General features: G+C 70.1%; 16 protein-coding genes. 7 read left to right on the forward strand and 9 right to left on the reverse strand.

Annotated features, from left to right (window positions below; all coding sequences use genetic code 11):
- Positions 1 to 6 precede the first annotated feature (6 nt).
- Positions 7 to 399 (forward strand): VOC family protein, encoded by a 393-nt coding sequence (locus tag OM076_RS33895; protein ID WP_270044590.1) that lies wholly within the window; start codon positions 7 to 9, stop codon positions 397 to 399.
- On the opposite strand, the gene OM076_RS33900 is transcribed toward OM076_RS33895, so the two are convergent.
- Positions 396 to 1547 (reverse strand): helix-turn-helix domain-containing protein, encoded by a 1152-nt coding sequence (locus tag OM076_RS33900; RefSeq protein WP_270044591.1) that lies wholly within the window; start codon positions 1545 to 1547, stop codon positions 396 to 398. The genes OM076_RS33895 and OM076_RS33900 overlap by 4 nt on opposite strands.
- 143 nt (positions 1548 to 1690) lie before the next feature.
- Here OM076_RS33900 and OM076_RS33905 point away from each other — a divergent pair, with 143 nt between their 5' ends.
- The 3 genes from OM076_RS33905 to OM076_RS33915 are packed head-to-tail and all read left to right on the forward strand — an operon-like array spanning position 1691 to position 4394.
- Positions 1691 to 2803, forward strand: coding sequence for an urea transporter (locus tag OM076_RS33905; RefSeq protein ID WP_270044592.1), 1113 nt, complete (start codon positions 1691 to 1693; stop codon positions 2801 to 2803).
- Positions 2804 to 2836: 33 nt separating this feature from the next.
- Entirely contained in the window at positions 2837 to 4090 is a 1254-nt protein-coding gene (fmdA, locus tag OM076_RS33910) for a formamidase (protein WP_270044593.1), read from the forward strand.
- A 13-nt stretch (positions 4091 to 4103) separates the two neighbouring features.
- Entirely contained in the window at positions 4104 to 4394 is a 291-nt protein-coding gene (locus OM076_RS33915) for an FmdB family zinc ribbon protein (RefSeq protein WP_270044594.1), read from the forward strand.
- Positions 4395 to 4746: 352 nt separating this feature from the next.
- Here the strand turns inward: OM076_RS33915 and OM076_RS33920 are convergent, their stop codons facing one another.
- Positions 4747 to 5745 carry an aldo/keto reductase gene (locus OM076_RS33920; protein WP_270044595.1) on the reverse strand — a complete coding sequence of 333 codons (999 nt, stop codon included), beginning with the start codon at positions 5743 to 5745 and terminating at the stop codon, positions 4747 to 4749.
- Between the two features lie 88 nt (positions 5746 to 5833).
- On the opposite strand from OM076_RS33920, the gene OM076_RS33925 reads away from it, so the two are divergent.
- Positions 5834 to 6397, forward strand: coding sequence for a TetR/AcrR family transcriptional regulator (locus tag OM076_RS33925; protein WP_270044596.1), 564 nt, complete (start codon positions 5834 to 5836; stop codon positions 6395 to 6397).
- Here the strand turns inward: OM076_RS33925 and OM076_RS33930 are convergent.
- Genes OM076_RS33930 through OM076_RS33950 form a run of 5 tightly spaced genes read right to left on the reverse strand, consistent with a single transcriptional unit; the run spans position 6394 to position 11988 of the window.
- Positions 6394 to 6888: a hypothetical protein gene (locus OM076_RS33930; RefSeq protein ID WP_270044597.1), complete on the reverse strand. Its 495-nt coding sequence runs from the start codon at positions 6886 to 6888 to the stop codon at positions 6394 to 6396. The genes OM076_RS33925 and OM076_RS33930 overlap by 4 nt on opposite strands.
- Before the next feature lie 28 nt (positions 6889 to 6916).
- On the reverse strand, positions 6917 to 7663 hold the full coding sequence (gene fdhD / locus OM076_RS33935; RefSeq protein ID WP_270044598.1) for a formate dehydrogenase accessory sulfurtransferase FdhD: 747 nt from the start codon (positions 7661 to 7663) through the stop codon (positions 6917 to 6919).
- The gene (gene fdhF, locus OM076_RS33940; protein ID WP_270044599.1) at positions 7656 to 9728 is read right to left on the reverse strand and encodes a formate dehydrogenase subunit alpha; all 2073 of its coding nucleotides are present in this window, start codon (positions 9726 to 9728) and stop codon (positions 7656 to 7658) included. The genes fdhD and fdhF overlap by 8 nt, the downstream gene beginning before the upstream one ends.
- A 2-nt stretch (positions 9729 to 9730) precedes the next feature.
- Complete coding sequence (locus tag OM076_RS33945) at positions 9731 to 10360, reverse strand: 2Fe-2S iron-sulfur cluster-binding protein (protein ID WP_270044600.1); 630 nt, start codon at positions 10358 to 10360, stop codon at positions 9731 to 9733.
- On the reverse strand, positions 10357 to 11988 hold the full coding sequence (locus tag OM076_RS33950; RefSeq protein ID WP_270044601.1) for an NAD(P)H-dependent oxidoreductase subunit E: 1632 nt from the start codon (positions 11986 to 11988) through the stop codon (positions 10357 to 10359). Before OM076_RS33950 ends, OM076_RS33945 begins: the two co-directional genes overlap by 4 nt.
- Before the next feature lie 73 nt (positions 11989 to 12061).
- Here OM076_RS33950 and OM076_RS33955 point away from each other — a divergent pair, with 73 nt between their 5' ends.
- The gene (locus tag OM076_RS33955; protein WP_270044602.1) at positions 12062 to 12928 is read left to right on the forward strand and encodes a LysR family transcriptional regulator; all 867 of its coding nucleotides are present in this window, start codon (positions 12062 to 12064) and stop codon (positions 12926 to 12928) included.
- Here OM076_RS33955 and OM076_RS33960 read toward each other — a convergent pair.
- Positions 12925 to 13410: a GNAT family N-acetyltransferase gene (locus OM076_RS33960; protein ID WP_270044603.1), complete on the reverse strand. Its 486-nt coding sequence runs from the start codon at positions 13408 to 13410 to the stop codon at positions 12925 to 12927. The genes OM076_RS33955 and OM076_RS33960 overlap by 4 nt on opposite strands.
- A gap of 95 nt (positions 13411 to 13505) precedes the next feature.
- Between OM076_RS33960 and OM076_RS33965 the strand changes: the two genes are divergently transcribed.
- Complete coding sequence (locus tag OM076_RS33965; protein ID WP_270044604.1) at positions 13506 to 13907, forward strand: hypothetical protein; 402 nt, start codon at positions 13506 to 13508, stop codon at positions 13905 to 13907.
- Here the strand turns inward: OM076_RS33965 and OM076_RS33970 are convergent.
- Positions 13889 to 14386: a winged helix-turn-helix transcriptional regulator gene (locus tag OM076_RS33970; RefSeq protein ID WP_270044605.1), complete on the reverse strand. Its 498-nt coding sequence runs from the start codon at positions 14384 to 14386 to the stop codon at positions 13889 to 13891. The two genes, OM076_RS33965 and OM076_RS33970, sit on opposite strands and share 19 nt — an antisense overlap.
- Positions 14387 to 14389: the final 3 nt, after the last annotated feature.

Consider the following 14389-nt stretch of genomic DNA (forward strand, 5'->3'; position numbering starts at 1 on the left):
CGCCGCATGCCCGACATCTCCGGCGTCGACTTCGTCGCACTCCAGGTGCGTGACCACACCAAGGCCGCCAAGTTCTACGGCGAGACCCTCGGCCTGCCGTTCGTCAAGACGTGGGGCAAGATGCCCGCCTCCGAGTACCAGGCCGGCAACCTCACGCTGGCCGTGATGCAGTCCGACGCGTTCGGAATCGAGTTCGCGCCGAGCAGCTCGATGGTCGCGCTCGCCGTCGACGACGTCGCGGCCACGCGCGCGGAGCTCGAGCAGCACGGGATCGAGTTCAGCGGCGGGGTGCTGGACTCCGGCGTCTGCCACCAGGCGTTCTTCTCCGACCCCGACGGCAACCTGCTCGCGCTGCACCACCGCTACGCGCCGAAGGACGCAATGCCGCCCAACGATTAGCCGCGGGCAGCGGACACGATCCAGAACAGCTCCGCCTCGCTCTGGCCGAGGTTGCGCCAGCCGGCGATGAACTCGCTGTCGGCGACCAGGACCTCGCCGTGGCGGACGGCGGGCGTCTGGCCCGCGACCTGCACCTGGACGAGGCCGCTCGCGACGCCGACGATGCCGGTGCCGGCGCGTGTCCGCGTCGGCGCGCCGGCCTCGCGCGGGCCGAGGTGGACGAGGTCGATCCAGAGGTCGGTGTTGTCGTCGCCCAAGAGGGAGACCGTGCGCTCGAAGCCGCCCTGCGGGTCGTCGGTCCGGCGCCCGATGCGGTAGGTGCCGGGGTCCTTGCCGCGCAGCAGGTCGTCGATCGTCACGCCGAGCGCGCTGCTGAGGCGCACCAGCGTCGCCAGCGAGAGGCCGCGCTCGGCGTGCTCCACCTGGGAGATCGCGCTCGCCGAGACACCCGCGAGGTCGCCGAGGTCGTGCTGGCTGAGATGGCGTGACCGGCGAACGGCACGGATCGAGGCGGCGACGCGGCCGACGATCTCCGCCGTGGCGACGATCGGCCGCCCGCCCTCCTGGTGCCAGTGCAGGACCGTGCCGCGCACGCTGTCGTCGCGTCCTTCGGCCTTGGCGACCCGCACGCTGCGCTCGTCGACGTTGAGCACGCACTGCGTCACCGCGTGGACCGTGTCGCGGACCGTGGCCGGGGTCGCCTGGGCGTCCATCGACCAGTAGGCGATCGCGCCGAGCTCGAGCAGCATCGGGCAGCAGCGCGCGAAGAAGTCGCGCGCCCGCCCGGCGCCCCACGCGTGCACCATCGCGTCGAGCGAGTCGAACAGGATCAGCCGGTGGCCGCGTGGCTGGCTGAGGCGATGCACCTCGCGCAGCAGATCCGCGGGTCGCGCGAACGGGCCGCGTGTGCCGGCCTCGACGACCTCCATCGAATCGACGTCTCGATAGGTCGTGGTGCCGGCGATCGAGATCGAGGTCTTGGTGATGAAGACGTCCGGGAGCCGGGCGATCGCGCGGTAGAACGGCTCGGGCGACGGCCCGTCGAGCTGCCAGACCACGTTGTCGCCCCAGTAAAGGCCGCCGAGCACGGCGTCGAGCGCATCCAGGCCCGTGCTCACCCGTTGCTCGGACGCGTGCGTGTCAAGCATGGCTAATCACCGGAGGCCACGGCATGGGACTGTGCGGAATCTACTCGCCGCCGGTGTGAAAGCAGTGCTTCCAGCCTTTTGACCCGCCCGCGACAGGTCCATTGAATCCTCGCCGACGACCTACCCGAACCTGAGGAGGCGGCGTGTCGGTCAACGGAACCATGCAGGCCTGGGGCGAGCGTGCCGACGGCAATCCGCTCCTTGCGTTCGTCGACTCCTGCCTGCGTGGCGTAGGTCAGGTGTGCTTCATGAACAACCCGGTCACGGGGTTGGCGATCGTCATCGCCATGTTCATCGGTGAGCCTTGGCTGGGGTTCGCCGGCCTGCTCGGCGTCGTGGTCTCGACCTTGGCGGCGATCGTGATCGGGATGGACCGCGGCGCGATCCGCGCCGGCCTGTTCGGCTTCAACGGCGTGCTCGTAGGCGGCGCCCTGTCGCTGTTCTTGCAGCCGGACTGGGACATCGTCGTGATGGTCTGGATCGTGCTCGGGGCGTCGTTGTCGACGATCCTGCACGCCGCGCTGGCCAACGTGTTCATCGGCGCCCACGCGGTGCCGCCGTTCACGCTGGCGTTCAACTTCATCACGCTGATCTTCCTGATCGGCGCGCTGAACTTCGCCAACGGCCGGGTGGGCGGGCTGATCGCTCCGGCCGACGCGCAGGTCACGCGCGGCAGCGTCAGCAACACGCTGCGCTCCGCGGCGGACGCCGCGACGGCGAACAACCTCGAGGGCGTTCTGAACGCGATCTTCCGCGGCATCGGCCAGTTGTTCTTCGCCAACAGCATCGTCGCCGGGATCGTCATCGTGGTCGGCATCGCGGTGTGCTCACGGATCGCGGCGATCTTCGCGGTCGTCGGCTCGACCGTCGGGATGCTCACGGGCCTGGCGCTCGGGGCCAATGGCGTCGCGATCTACAACGGACTATGGGGCTTCAACTCGTTCGACGCCGCGCTCGCCGTCGGCGGCGTGTTCTTCGTCCTGACGTGGCGCTCGGGCGTGCTCGCGGTCGCCTGTGCCGTGTTCGCGGCGATGCTGTTCGGCGCCATCGGGACGCTTTTCATCCCGTGGGGCCTGCCGGCCCTGACACTGCCCTTCTGCTTCGCGACGCTGGCCTTCGTCCTGCTGAAGGGGGCTTCGACCGAGCTTGAGCCGGTCGAGGTCGCGGACATCACGACGCCCGAGGAGCACCTCGCTCTCTCGGCCGCCGAGCGCTCGCAGCAGGAGGGCGTCGGGCGCCAGGCCGTTCCGGCCTAGCACGGTCATCCATCGAAGTGGAGGAGTCGGCCCATGCCGAAGAATCTGTTCCCGCTCGATAACACCAAGAAGTTCACCGACCAGAAGCACGTCGGGCACAACCGCTGGCACCCGGACATCCCGGCGCCGGTCAGCGTCCGGCCCGGCGACGTGTTCCGGGCGGACTGCCGTGAGTGGTTCGACGGGGCGATCAAGAACGACGACTCCGCCGAGGACGTGCGCAACGCGCCGCTTCCGGGCGTGCACGTCCTCACCGGGCCGTTCCACGTCGAAGGCGCCGAGCCGGGCGACCTGCTCGTCGTCGACATCCTCGAGATAGACGCGTGCGATCAGGAGGACGAAGGCCCGCTCTCGGGCATGGGCTGGGGCTACACCGGCGTGTTCGCCAAGTCCAACGGCGGTGGCTTCCTGACCGAGCGCTTCCCGGACGCTTACAAGGTGATCTGGGACTTCACGGGCGACGTCGCCACCTCGCGCCACATCCCGGAATGCTCGTACGTCGGCATCCACCACCCGGGCCTGATGGGGACCGCGCCGTCGGCGGAGCTTTTGGCGAAGTGGACCAAGCGCGAGACCGACCTGATCGCGACCGATCCGGACCGCGTGCCGCCGCTGGCGCTCCCGCCGCTCCCCGACAGCGCCATCCTCGGCTCGCTGGAAGGCGACGAGTTCAACCGCGTCGCGAGCGAGGCCGCTCGCACCGCGCCGCCGCGCGAGAACGGCGGCAACCAGGACATCAAGAACTTCACGGCGGGGACGCGGGTCTTCTATCCCGTGTTCGTCCCCGGCGCGAAGCTGTCCTTCGGCGACCTGCACTTCTCGCAGGGCGACGGCGAGATCACGTTCTGCGGCGCGATCGAGATGGGCGGGTTCATGGACCTGCACGTCGACGTGATCAAGGGCGGAATGGCGACGTACGGGATCTATGAGAACGCGATCTTCATGCCGGGCCTGCGCGACCCGCAGTACTCGGAGTGGATCGCCTTCTCCGGCGTGTCCGTGGACCTCGCGGGCAAGCAGCACTACCTGAACTCGCAACTCTCCTACGAGCGCGCGTGCCACCACGCGATCGACTACCTGATGCAGTTCGGCTACACCGACATCCAGGCCTACATGATCCTGGGCTCGGCCCCGATCGAGGGCCGCTTCTCCGGCGTCGTCGACATCCCGAACTCGTGCGCGACGGTCTACATCCCGCGGCGCATCTTCGACTTCGACGTCGCCCCGGGCCCCGGCAAGCCACACCAGGTCAAGCAGGGCATGCAAGTCCCACGATCGGCCAACTAGAAAGGGGCCGAAGATGGCGATCTACGAATACCGGTGCGAGCGTGATGGCGCATTCGAGGTGCTTCGACCCATCGGTACCGCGCCGGCGTCGGTCGCCTGCCCGGAGTGCGCGAGCGACTCCCAGCGGGTGTTCTCCAACCCGATGGTGTCGTTCGCGCCGCGGGCGCTGGTCGCCGCGCTCGACCACGAGGAGAAGTCGCGCTACGAGCCGGAGGTGGTGACGTCGCTGCCGGCCACGGGGGCGCGCAAGCGCACGCCGATGATGCCGCTGACGTCGACGATGCGGAGGTTGCCGAGGCCCTAGCCCGGTCGCCGTGGTTGACCGTGCGCGTTTGAGGGTCGGATCGCGGGTTTCGATCAGGTTCGTACTGTTCGATGTGGCGCGTTGGTGGGGGTGCGGAACGAGAGCGTCCTGACCGGAAGCTCTCGTTACACACCCCCTTCGCGCATGACTTCGTTGCTCGCCGAAACCGATCACCGGAAGGTCCGGCGCGGACCGGGGTGTCAGTACCACGCCCGTAACTGTCGGTATCCCAGCACGGCACTTCGACCCCAACAGAGCCGCGCGCCGAGCGGACCCACGCCAGCCCAGGACGGGTGGCACTGCCACTCCCCCTCCCCCACCCGGCGCAGTTGACTTTCGTCCCTCGAGGGTCCTAGGGCGCGGGGGTGAGGCCGTCGGTCCAGTTGCCGTCGAGGACGGTCTCCCGCGCGCCGACGACGGTGACGGCGTCGAGGCGGGCCAGCTCGTCCTCGGCGAGCGTCACCTGCGCGGCGTGCGCGTTCTGCTCCAGATAGGCGATCCGGCGGGTGCCGGGGATCGGCACCAAGTCGGGCGCCTTGGCGAGCAGCCAGGCCAGCGACACCTGGCCGGGGGTCGCGTCTTGGGCTTCGGCGATCTCGCGGACGACGGTCAGCGTGGCGAGGTTGGCGTCGAGCACGCCCTCGGCGTACCGGGGCATCTTGCGCCGGTAGTCGTTCGCGGGCAGGTCGTCGCGCGAGGCGATGGTGCCGGTCAGCGCCCCGCGGCCGAGCGGGCTGAACGGCACGACGCTGATCCCCAGCTCGCGCGTCAGAGGGAAGATCTCGTCCTCGATCTCGCGCGACCACAGCGACCATTCGGTCTGCAGCGCGGTGATCGGGTGCACGGCGTGCGCGCGGCGGATCGTGTCGGCCGCCGCCTCGGACAGGCCGAGGTGGCGGACCTTGCCCTCGGTCACGAATTCGGCCATGCCGCCGACCGTCTCTTCGATCGGCACGCTGGGGTCGACGCGGTGCAGGTAGTAGAGGTCGACGTGGTCGGTTCCGAGGCGCTTGAGCGAGCGCTCGAGGCGCTCGCGCATATAGGGGCGCGTCCCGTTGAGCTGGGCGGGACGGGTGTCGGTCGGCGAGCTGACGATGCCGAACTTGGTGGCCAGGACGACGTCATCGCGCCGGCCCGCGATCGCCCGGCCGATGATCTCCTCGCTCTCGCCGTAGATGTCGGCGGTGTCGATCAGCGTGACGCCGAGCTCGAGCGCGCGGCCGATCAGGTCCTCGGGCCGGTCGGTGGTGTCCGAGGCCTGCTGCCCGTAGGGAAGGGCGTAGCTCATCGCGCCGAAGCCGACGGCTCCGACCTCGACGGCGCCGCCGAGGGATCGAGTGGGAATGGTCATGTCGTGCCTTTCGGATGCAATTGTCCTCACCTGGGGACTTATCGTAGTCCTCAACTGAGGACTTGTCCAGGGACGTATGCTCGTTCGGGTGACGAACGACGTCGAATCGGCTCCGCGACGCCGTCGCGACGCCGCCGCCACCCGCGAGGCGGTGCTCATCGCGGCGCGCGAGGTGTTCGCCGAGTTCGGCTACGACGGGGCGGGGACGCGTGAGATCGCGGCCGCCGCGGGCGTCGATGCACGGCTGATCGGGCGCTATTTCGGCTCCAAGGAGGGCCTGTTCACCGAGGTCGTGGAGCGTGCGTTCGAGAAGACGCTGCTGCTCGGACCCGGGCACAACCACGAGGCGGCGCGTGCCCTGCTGTCAGACCACGGGGACGGCCCGGCCGACGGGCTGCTGATCGCGCTGCGCTCGGCCTCCAACGAGCGGGCGGCCGCGATCATGCGCGCCCACCTCGAAGCCAACTACCACCGTGCGGTCACCGACGGGCTCGCCGGTCCCCACGCCGCCGGGCGTGCGCTGCTGCTGATCGCCGTGTGCTCCGGCGTCCAGCTGATGCGCGACGTGCTCGGGCACTCCGGGCTCTCAGACGACGACGCCGGCGAGCTGGTGCCCTACCTCGAGGCCGCGCTCGACGCGATCGTCGCTTAGACGATCGGTGGGATCCAGCCCTTCGGGCGCTTGCCGGTGCTGACGTAGCGGTAGGCCTGGATGTCGTCGAACTCGTGGCTGTCGGGCGCGTAGGCCATCATCGCGGCCTCGACGCCGCCGTGCTTGGCCACGAGCGCGGCGCCCCGCTTGGCGTTGGGCGCCTCCAGGCGCGGGGGGAGGTCGGTGGGGGGCGCCGGGCGGGCGGGCGGCTCGGTCGTCGGAAGCCGCTCGTCGGGGAACGGCATCCGGCCGGTGCGCATGTCCTCGAAGTCGTTCAGGCGGGTGAGCTCGTCGAAGCGCTGCGACGCGGAGGTCCGCAGGCGGGCGAGGCGAGGGCCGATGTCCTCGGTGATGTCGTTGAGCAGCACCGTCGCATCGATCCAGTCGTCACCGGTCATCCGCTCGGTCGCCGACTGGAGGCTGATGATCGTCTCCGTCAGGTGATCGCGGGCGCGTCCGAGGTTGCGGAAGTGGTGCTCCTGGAAATGCATACCACTTCGGGATACCCGCCACGGGGTATTAGGTGACGCGCTCGGGCCTCGCATACACGTTGATCCTGCCCATTCGGGCGAAGCCGGCGAGCGTCATCCCACGATCTTCGGCCAGGGACACGGCGAGCGATGTCGGCGCCCCGACGCCGACCAGGATCGGCGCTCCCGCCACCGCGGCCTTCTGGACGAGCTCGAACGAGAGCCGGCCGGAGACGCACAGGATGTGGTCGTGCAGCGGCAGCAGGCCTTCGCGCAGGGCGCGGCCGATGACCTTGTCCATCGCGTTGTGGCGGCCGACGTCCTCGCGCACGTGGACCAGCTCGCCGTCGGGCGTGAACAGGCCGGTGGCGTGCAGGCCGCCGGTGCGGGCGAAGCCCGGCTGGCGCAGCCGCTCCGGCAGGTCGGCGAGCAGCGCGCGGTCGATCGTCGGGCCGGGCGGGAGGTTCGGCGCATGGATCGCGACCTCCTCGAGCGCGCCCTTGCCGCACACCCCGCACGAGGACGTCGTGTAGAAGGAGCGGGCGGACGGGTCTCGCAGCAGCGGGCCTGTGACCTCGATCGTGTTGACCGCGAAGTCCTCGGTCAGCCCGACCGGCCGCGCCTCGGTGATCAGCCCTTCGCCGTAGAGGAAGCCGAGCGCGAGCTCCTCGTCGTTGTCGGGCGTGCGCATGGTCACGGCCAGTGGGGCGCCGTCGACGCGGATCTCCAGCGGCTCCTCGATCGCGACCTCGTCGCTGATGCCGTCGTGGACGACGGTGCGGCTCAGCTCATGCACTGGCGAGCGCCGGCGTCAGGGACGCCTCCTCGCCGATCGGCCGGACGTCGACCGCGATCACCTTGTACTCCGGGCAGGACGTATTGACGTCGGACGAGCTGCCGATCAGCAGGTTCGTCCGGGTCTCCGGGAAGTGGAACGTGGTGAAGACGTGCCCGCGCTCGATCCGGTCGGTGATCTGCGCGGTGATCTCCGTGCGGCCCTGGCGGCTGCGGACCGAGATCACGTCGCCGTCGTTGATCCAGAGGCGGTCGGCGTCGTCGGGGTGGATCTCGATGTAGTCGCGGTCGTTGAGCTCGACGTTGCCCGTGCGGCGGGTCATCGTGCCCGCGTTGTAGTGCTGCAGGCGGCGGCCGGTCACGAGGATCAGCGGGAACTCCTCGTCGGCGGCGTCGCCGGGCGCCTTGTAGGGCAGCGCAGCGAAGTGCGCCTTGCCGCCGGGGAGCTCGAAGTGGTCCTCGTAGAGGATCGGCGCGTCGGTGCCGTCGGGCGCGACCGGCCACTGCAGGCCCTTGCGGCCGAGCCGCGCGTGGCTGATCCCGCTCCAGTGCGGGGTGAGCTTGGCGACCTCGTCCATCGCCTCGGCGGGCGTCTCCCACGGAAGCTCGTGCCCGAGCGCGGACGAGACGAGCTTGATGATCTCGAAGTCGGTCTTCGCGCCGCCGGGCGGGGTGATCGCGGGTTCGACGAGTTGCACGCGGCGCTCGGCGTTGGTGAACGTGCCCTGCTTCTCCAGGAACGAGCTGGCGGGCAGGATCACGTCCGCGTACCGGGTCGTCTCGGTCTCGAAGATGTCCTGGCAGACCATGAACTCGAGGTTCTCGAGCGCCGCGACGACGTGCGCGGTGTTCGGGTCCGTCTGCGCGACGTCCTCGCCGAAGATGTACATCGCCTTCAGGTCGCCCGCGACCGCCGCGTCGAACATCTGCGGGATCGTGTAGCCCTTCTCGCGCGGGACCTTCACGTTCCACTCGTCCTCGAAGAGCTTCGCCGTGCCCTCGTCGCCGACGGAGCGGTAGGCGGTGTAGGTGTCCGGCAGCGCGCCCATGTCGCTCGAGCCCTGCACGTTGTTCTGGCCGCGCAGCGGGAGCAGGGCGGCGCCCGCGCGACCCACGTTGCCCGTCATCAGCGCGACGTTGCAGATCAGCTGCACGACCTCGGAGCCGTACTTGTGCTCGGTCACGCCGAGGCCCCAGCTGAAGCAGGCGTTGTCGGCCTCGCCGTAGATGTGGGCGGCCTTGGTGATGTCCGCGGCGGGGACGCCGGAGATCTCCTCGACGATCTCGGGCGTGTACTGCGGGAGCAGCTCGAGCAGCGTGTCGTAGCCGACCGTGCGCGCCTCGATGAAGTCGGGCTTGGTGAGGCCGTCGCGGTGGATCACGTGGGCGATGCCGAGCATCACGGCGGCGTTGGAACCGGGGCGCGGGCTGAGGTGCAGGACGCCGTAGTCGGCGAGCTCGATCCGGCGCGGGTCGATCGTCACGAGCTTCATCCCGCGCAGCGTCGCCTGCTTGATACGGGCGCCGACGACCGGATGGCCCTCGGTCGGATTGGCGCCGATCAGGATCGTCGCGTCGGTGTGGTCGAAGTCGCTGAAGGAGCCGGTCGCGCCCGAGAGGCCGAACGACTTGCGCAGGGCGAACGAGGTCGGCGAGTGGCAGACGCGGCTGCAGTTGTCGATGTTGTTGGTGCCGATCGCGGCGCGCATCAGGCGCTGCATCGCGTAGCAGTCCTCGTTGGTGGCTCTCGACGAGGCGAGGCCGGCGATCGCGTCCGGGCCGTGGTCGCGCTTGATGCGGCCGAGCTCGGTCTGGATGCGGTGGATCGCCTCTTCCCAGGTCGCGATCCGGAACTCCCCGTTCTCCTTGATCAGCGGGGAGGTGAGGCGGTCGCGGCGGCGGGAGAACTGATGGGCGAAGCGGCCCTTCAGGCAGGTGTGACCCTCGTTGGCGGGGCCGTCGAGCGCCGGGCTGATCGACGCGACCTTGCCGTTGCGGGCGTGAGCCTCGAGGCGGCAGCCGACGCCGCAATAGCCACAGGTCGTAGTGACGGTCGAGTCGAACATGGCTACCTCACCAGGTCTAGCAGGGAGATCTCGGTAATGGCGTCGGTCGGGCAGGTGTCGGCGCAGGCGCCGCAGGACACGCAGACGGAGTCGCGGAAGCCCTGGTCCAGGCCCGCCGCGATGTTGGCCTGGAACCCGCGGCCGGTCGCGGTCAGTGCGAACGTGCCCTGGACCTCGTCGCACGCGCGCACGCAGCGCCCGCACGAAATGCAGAACTCGTGCTGGATCGCGAGGTACGGGTGGCGCTCGTCGACCTCGCGGGTGTGCTGCGTCCCTGGCCAGCGGGGCTCGCCGACGTCGAGCATCCGGGCGACCTGCGCAAGTTCGGTGTGCTCGGCCGGCGGCTCGGGCAGCTCGGAGAGGACGAGCTCGACGACCGCGGTGGCGACGCGGCGGGCGGTCGTGTCGTCGGTCGAGACCTTCATCCCCTCGCGGGCGACCGTCGTGCAGGAGGCGACCGGCCCGGGCGCGCCCTCGATGCCGACGAGGCACACGCGGCAGGCGCCGAACGGGGCCTGGCGCTCGTCGAAGCACAGCGTCGGGATCTCGGTGTCGTTCGCGCGGGCGGCGTCGAGCACCGTCGTCCCCGGTGGGACGGTGACTTCCCGGCCGTCGATCTCGAACGTGATCACTTCAGCCCCAGCTCTTCGGGGAAGTGGGCGAGCAGGCTGCGGATCGGCGCGGGCATGCCACCGCCGTGAGCGCACAGGCTGCCGAGCTCCAGCGTCTCCAGCAATTGTTCCAGACGCTCACGGTCTACCCGCTCGTCGCTCTTGAACATCGCGTGCGCGCGCTGGAGGCCGATCCGGCACGGGAAGCACTTGCCGCAGCTCTCCGCGGCGCCGAAGTGCAGCAGGTGGGTGGCGACGGCGCGCATGTCCGTCAGCTCTTCGAACGCCACGATCCCGCCGTGGCCGACCATGCAGCCCTCTTGCGCGAGCGCCTTGAAGTCGAAGACCGTGTCGAGCTTGTGCCCAGGGAGGATGCCCGCGAGCGGGCCGCCGATCTGCAGCGCCTTGATCGCCTTGCCGCTGGCCATGCCGCCGGCGACGTCCTCGCACAGCTCGCGGACCGTCATGCCGAACGGGACCTCGTAGGCGCCGGGCTTGGCGAAGCGCTCGTTGAAGCAGACGATCTTGCTGCCGGGGGTCGCGTCTTCGGGGCTGAGTTGTTTGTAGGCGTCGGCGCCGTGCTTGGCGATGAAGGCGATGTTGCAGAGTGTCTCGACGTTGTTGACGACCGTGGGAAGACCGTGGACACCGCGCTCGGCGGGGAACGGGGGGCGCGCGGAGACCGTCCCTCTGAGTCCCTGCAGGCAGGCGAGCAGGGCGGTCTCCTCGCCCACCACGTAGGAGCCGGCGCCCTCGACGATCGTGATGTCGAAGCGCTCTCCGAGGTGACCTTGCGCACGCGCTTCTTCGATCGCCCGGTCGAGGGCGGGCTTGGAGCGCGGGTACTCGGAGCGGGTGAGGACGAAGCCGTGGGCGGCGCCGACCGCGTAGCCCGCGAGCGCGAGGCCCTCGAGCAGCAGGTGCGGGTTCTCCTCCATCAGCAGCTTGTCGATGTAGGAGCCGGGGTCGCCCTCGTCGCCGTTGGCGACGATGACCTTGTCGGGGTTGGGCGACTTGGCGGCGAACTCCCACTTCATGCCCGCGGGGAAGCCGGCGCCGCCGCGGCCCTTGACGTCGGCCGCCTTGACCGCGGCGAGGAGCTCCTCCGGCGTGCCCTGGAGCGCTTTCGCGTAGCCCGACCAGTCGCCGGGGCGGGTGAGGACGGGTTCGTCGAGCAAGCTGAGGAAGACGGGCTCGGGCGCGGGGATGCTCGCGTTGGCCAGCAGCCGCTCGATCGCGCCGGGGCCGGCGTCGATCGTGTCGCCGTCTCTGACCGCCGGGCCGGCGTGACAGTAGCCGAGGCAGACGGTCTCGGCCAGCGAGACGGACTTGTCGTCCTTGCGCTCGCCCAGCTTCAGGCCAAGCGCGTCCTCGATCGTGTCGACGTGAGCGTCGCCGGTGGCCGCGAAACAGGCGGTGCCGGTACACACGCGCACGTGGCGTTCGCCGCGCGGGACGAGCAGGTCGTCGTAGAACGTCGACACGCCGTGCACCGCCGCCTCGGGCAGCCCCGAGCGCTCCGCGGCGACCCTGCGGTCGTCGTCGGTGATCTCTCCCCGTTGATCCATCGCCTCTTTGAGCACTTCGAGCGCGGTGGGCGCTCCCTGCTCATGGTGGCGCCGGACCAGTTCCACCAGATTGCGCGACACGGCGCGAACTGTCGCGCTAGAAGCCGCAATTGTCCAACTGCTGCGATGAATGCTTTGATAGACGCGACCTATCGTGTTCATCCGCCAACTCGAATACCTGACCGCCCTGGACCGGGAGCGCCACTTCGGTCGCGCGGCGGTCGCGTGCCACGTCTCGCAGCCGACGCTCTCGGCCGGTATCCGGAGCCTGGAGCGGGAGCTCGGGGTGCCGCTGGTGCGGCGCGCGCGCGAGTTCGAGGCGCTCACCCCCGAAGGCGAGCTGATCCTCGGGTGGGCGCAGCGGGCGCTCGCCGACCTGGAGTCGCTGCAGCAGGAGGCGAGCCGCCTGCGCGGCGGCCTGGAGGGCACGCTGCGGATCGGCGCGATCCCCACCTCGCTCCCGCTGTCGCCGATGATCACCGCGCGCTTCCGCGAGCGCCATCCGCGCATGCGCGTGCGGCTGATCTCGATGAGCTCGCGCCAGATCGCGCACGGGCTCGAGCACGGCGAGCTCGAGGCGGGGCTCACGTACCTCGACAACGAGCCGCTCGCGCGCGTGGACGCGGTCCCGCTCTGGAGCGAGCACTACCTGCTGGTCACGCCCGCCGACTCGCCGTTCGGCGTGTCGGTGACGTGGGCCGAGGCGGCAACCCTGCCGCTCTGCCTGCTGACGCCGGACATGCAGCATCGGCGGATCGTCGACGGCGCGTTCGGCGCCGCGGGCGCGACGCCGAACCCCGCGGTCGAGACGAACTCCGTCTCCACGCTCGTCGCCCACGCGCGTGCGGGGCTCCCGGGCATCACGGCCCACACGTGGCTCGACGCCAACCCGCTCCCCGCCGACCTGCGAGCGATCCCGCTCGTGGACCCGCTGATCGAGCACACGATCGGGCTCGTCACGTCGACCGCCGTCGAACGCACCCCGGTCATCACCGAACTGCTCGACCTGCTTTCTAGTTAGAGCAGGAGCGCGAAGGCGAGCAGGTCCACGCCCGGCAGCGGCGACCAGTCGCGCTGCGGGTCGCGCGTGAAGCCCAGCCGCTCGTAGATGCGGTGCGCCGCGCGCATCGCCGGCTGGCTCGAGCACACGACGCCGGCGCGGCCGCGGCTCGCCGTCTCTTCGACCACGCGGCGCAGCAACTCGGTCCCGACGCCGCGGCCCTGCGCGGCGGGGGAGACGGCGAGCATCCGGAACTCGGTCTCGTCGTCGGTGGCGATCTCGCCCAGCGGGCCGCCGTCGGGCACGAACGTGACGGTGCCGAGCAGCTGTTCCGCGTCCACCGCGACCAGCAACTCGGCGGCGTGTGCGCGGGCCGCGGCGTCGCGGAGGACGTCGGCGTAGTTCCCCGCCTGGCTGAGGAACGGCGCGTAGGCGGCGACGCAGAGGTCGCCGACGGCGTCGAACTCGGCTTCGGTCGCGACGCGGATCTCGAGCGGCTGCACGGCGGCGCGGAGGCTAGCGCGAGACCGCCGTCCCGGTGATCACCACGTTGCGAGGCCTCTTCTCCTGCCGCATCGTGCGGCCTACCTTCCGAGGCATGTGGGCGCTGCTGCTGCCGGTCGCGCTGGTCGGTTTCACGCTGTTGACGAGTGCCTGCGGCGTCGCCATGCGCAAGCGCAAGCGGCCCTGGTTGAGCGGGTGGTTGGCGATGCTCGCCGTGATCGCGATGGGCGCGTTCCTCGTGATCCCGTTGCACGCGCACGATCCAAACGTCTCAAGCGGCGCCTTCGTGTGGTCGATCGTGTTGGCGACGGTCGGCCTCGGCGTGCTCCCGGTGGTCGCGTTCTATTCGCTCGGATACTGGCTCGCGGATTGGCTGGTCGTGGGCATCGCCGCTTGCGTGCTGGCGCTTCCGCTCGCCCCCTACCTGCTGTTCGGCCTGATCTGGACCATCGCGGCGTCCGGCTGCCCGCCGGACGCCTACGAGTGCCCGTTCTGAGCGGCGGCGGCGTAACGCTGCCGCATGCCCTCGCCGGCGGTCTCGCCGGCGATGAACGCGACGTCGAGCTCCTCGATCGGGCGGCCCGTCTTGCGATCGATCACCACCGGCTCGATCGCCTCGCCGGTCGTGCGGTCGATCGGGATGAGCTTGCGGGCGTGGCCGGTGACGTGGTTCTCGCTCCACGTGTAGAGCGCCAGGATGACCGGGCGGAACGCGGTGCCCGCTTCGGTCAGCACGTACTCGTCGCGTGGCGGGTGCTCGGAGTAGCGCTGCTTCGTGAGCAGGCCGGCGTCGACCATCGCCTTCAGCCGGCGGGCGAGCATGCTGGGGGAGATCCCGAGGTTGCGCTGCAGGTCGTCGAAGCGGCTGAAGCCGTCGAACACGTCACGCAGGATCAGGATCGTCCACCACTCGCCGACCGACTCGAGGCCGAGCGCGATCGGGCATTCAGCGTCCGCGAAGCTCGTCCGCCGCATGGC

It is taken from the genome of Solirubrobacter ginsenosidimutans (assembly GCF_027587205.1).

What these genes read in the sequence shown, in the direction of transcription:
- fmdA (WP_270044593.1), top strand. Translation starts at nt 2,837, where the DNA reads ATGCCGAAGAATCTGTTCCCGCTCGATAACACCAAGAAGTTCACCGAC.
- OM076_RS33895 (WP_270044590.1), top strand. Translation starts at nt 7, where the DNA reads ATGCCCGACATCTCCGGCGTCGACTTCGTCGCACTCCAGGTGCGTGAC.
- OM076_RS33915 (WP_270044594.1), top strand. Translation starts at nt 4,104, where the DNA reads ATGGCGATCTACGAATACCGGTGCGAGCGTGATGGCGCATTCGAGGTG.
- OM076_RS33965 (WP_270044604.1), top strand. Translation starts at nt 13,506, where the DNA reads ATGTGGGCGCTGCTGCTGCCGGTCGCGCTGGTCGGTTTCACGCTGTTG.
- OM076_RS33930 (WP_270044597.1), bottom strand. Translation starts at nt 6,888, where the DNA reads ATGCATTTCCAGGAGCACCACTTCCGCAACCTCGGACGCGCCCGCGAT.
- OM076_RS33900 (WP_270044591.1), bottom strand. Translation starts at nt 1,547, where the DNA reads ATGCTTGACACGCACGCGTCCGAGCAACGGGTGAGCACGGGCCTGGAT.
- OM076_RS33920 (WP_270044595.1), bottom strand. Translation starts at nt 5,745, where the DNA reads ATGACCATTCCCACTCGATCCCTCGGCGGCGCCGTCGAGGTCGGAGCC.
- fdhF (WP_270044599.1), bottom strand. Translation starts at nt 9,728, where the DNA reads ATGTTCGACTCGACCGTCACTACGACCTGTGGCTATTGCGGCGTCGGC.
- OM076_RS33970 (WP_270044605.1), bottom strand. Translation starts at nt 14,386, where the DNA reads ATGCGGCGGACGAGCTTCGCGGACGCTGAATGCCCGATCGCGCTCGGC.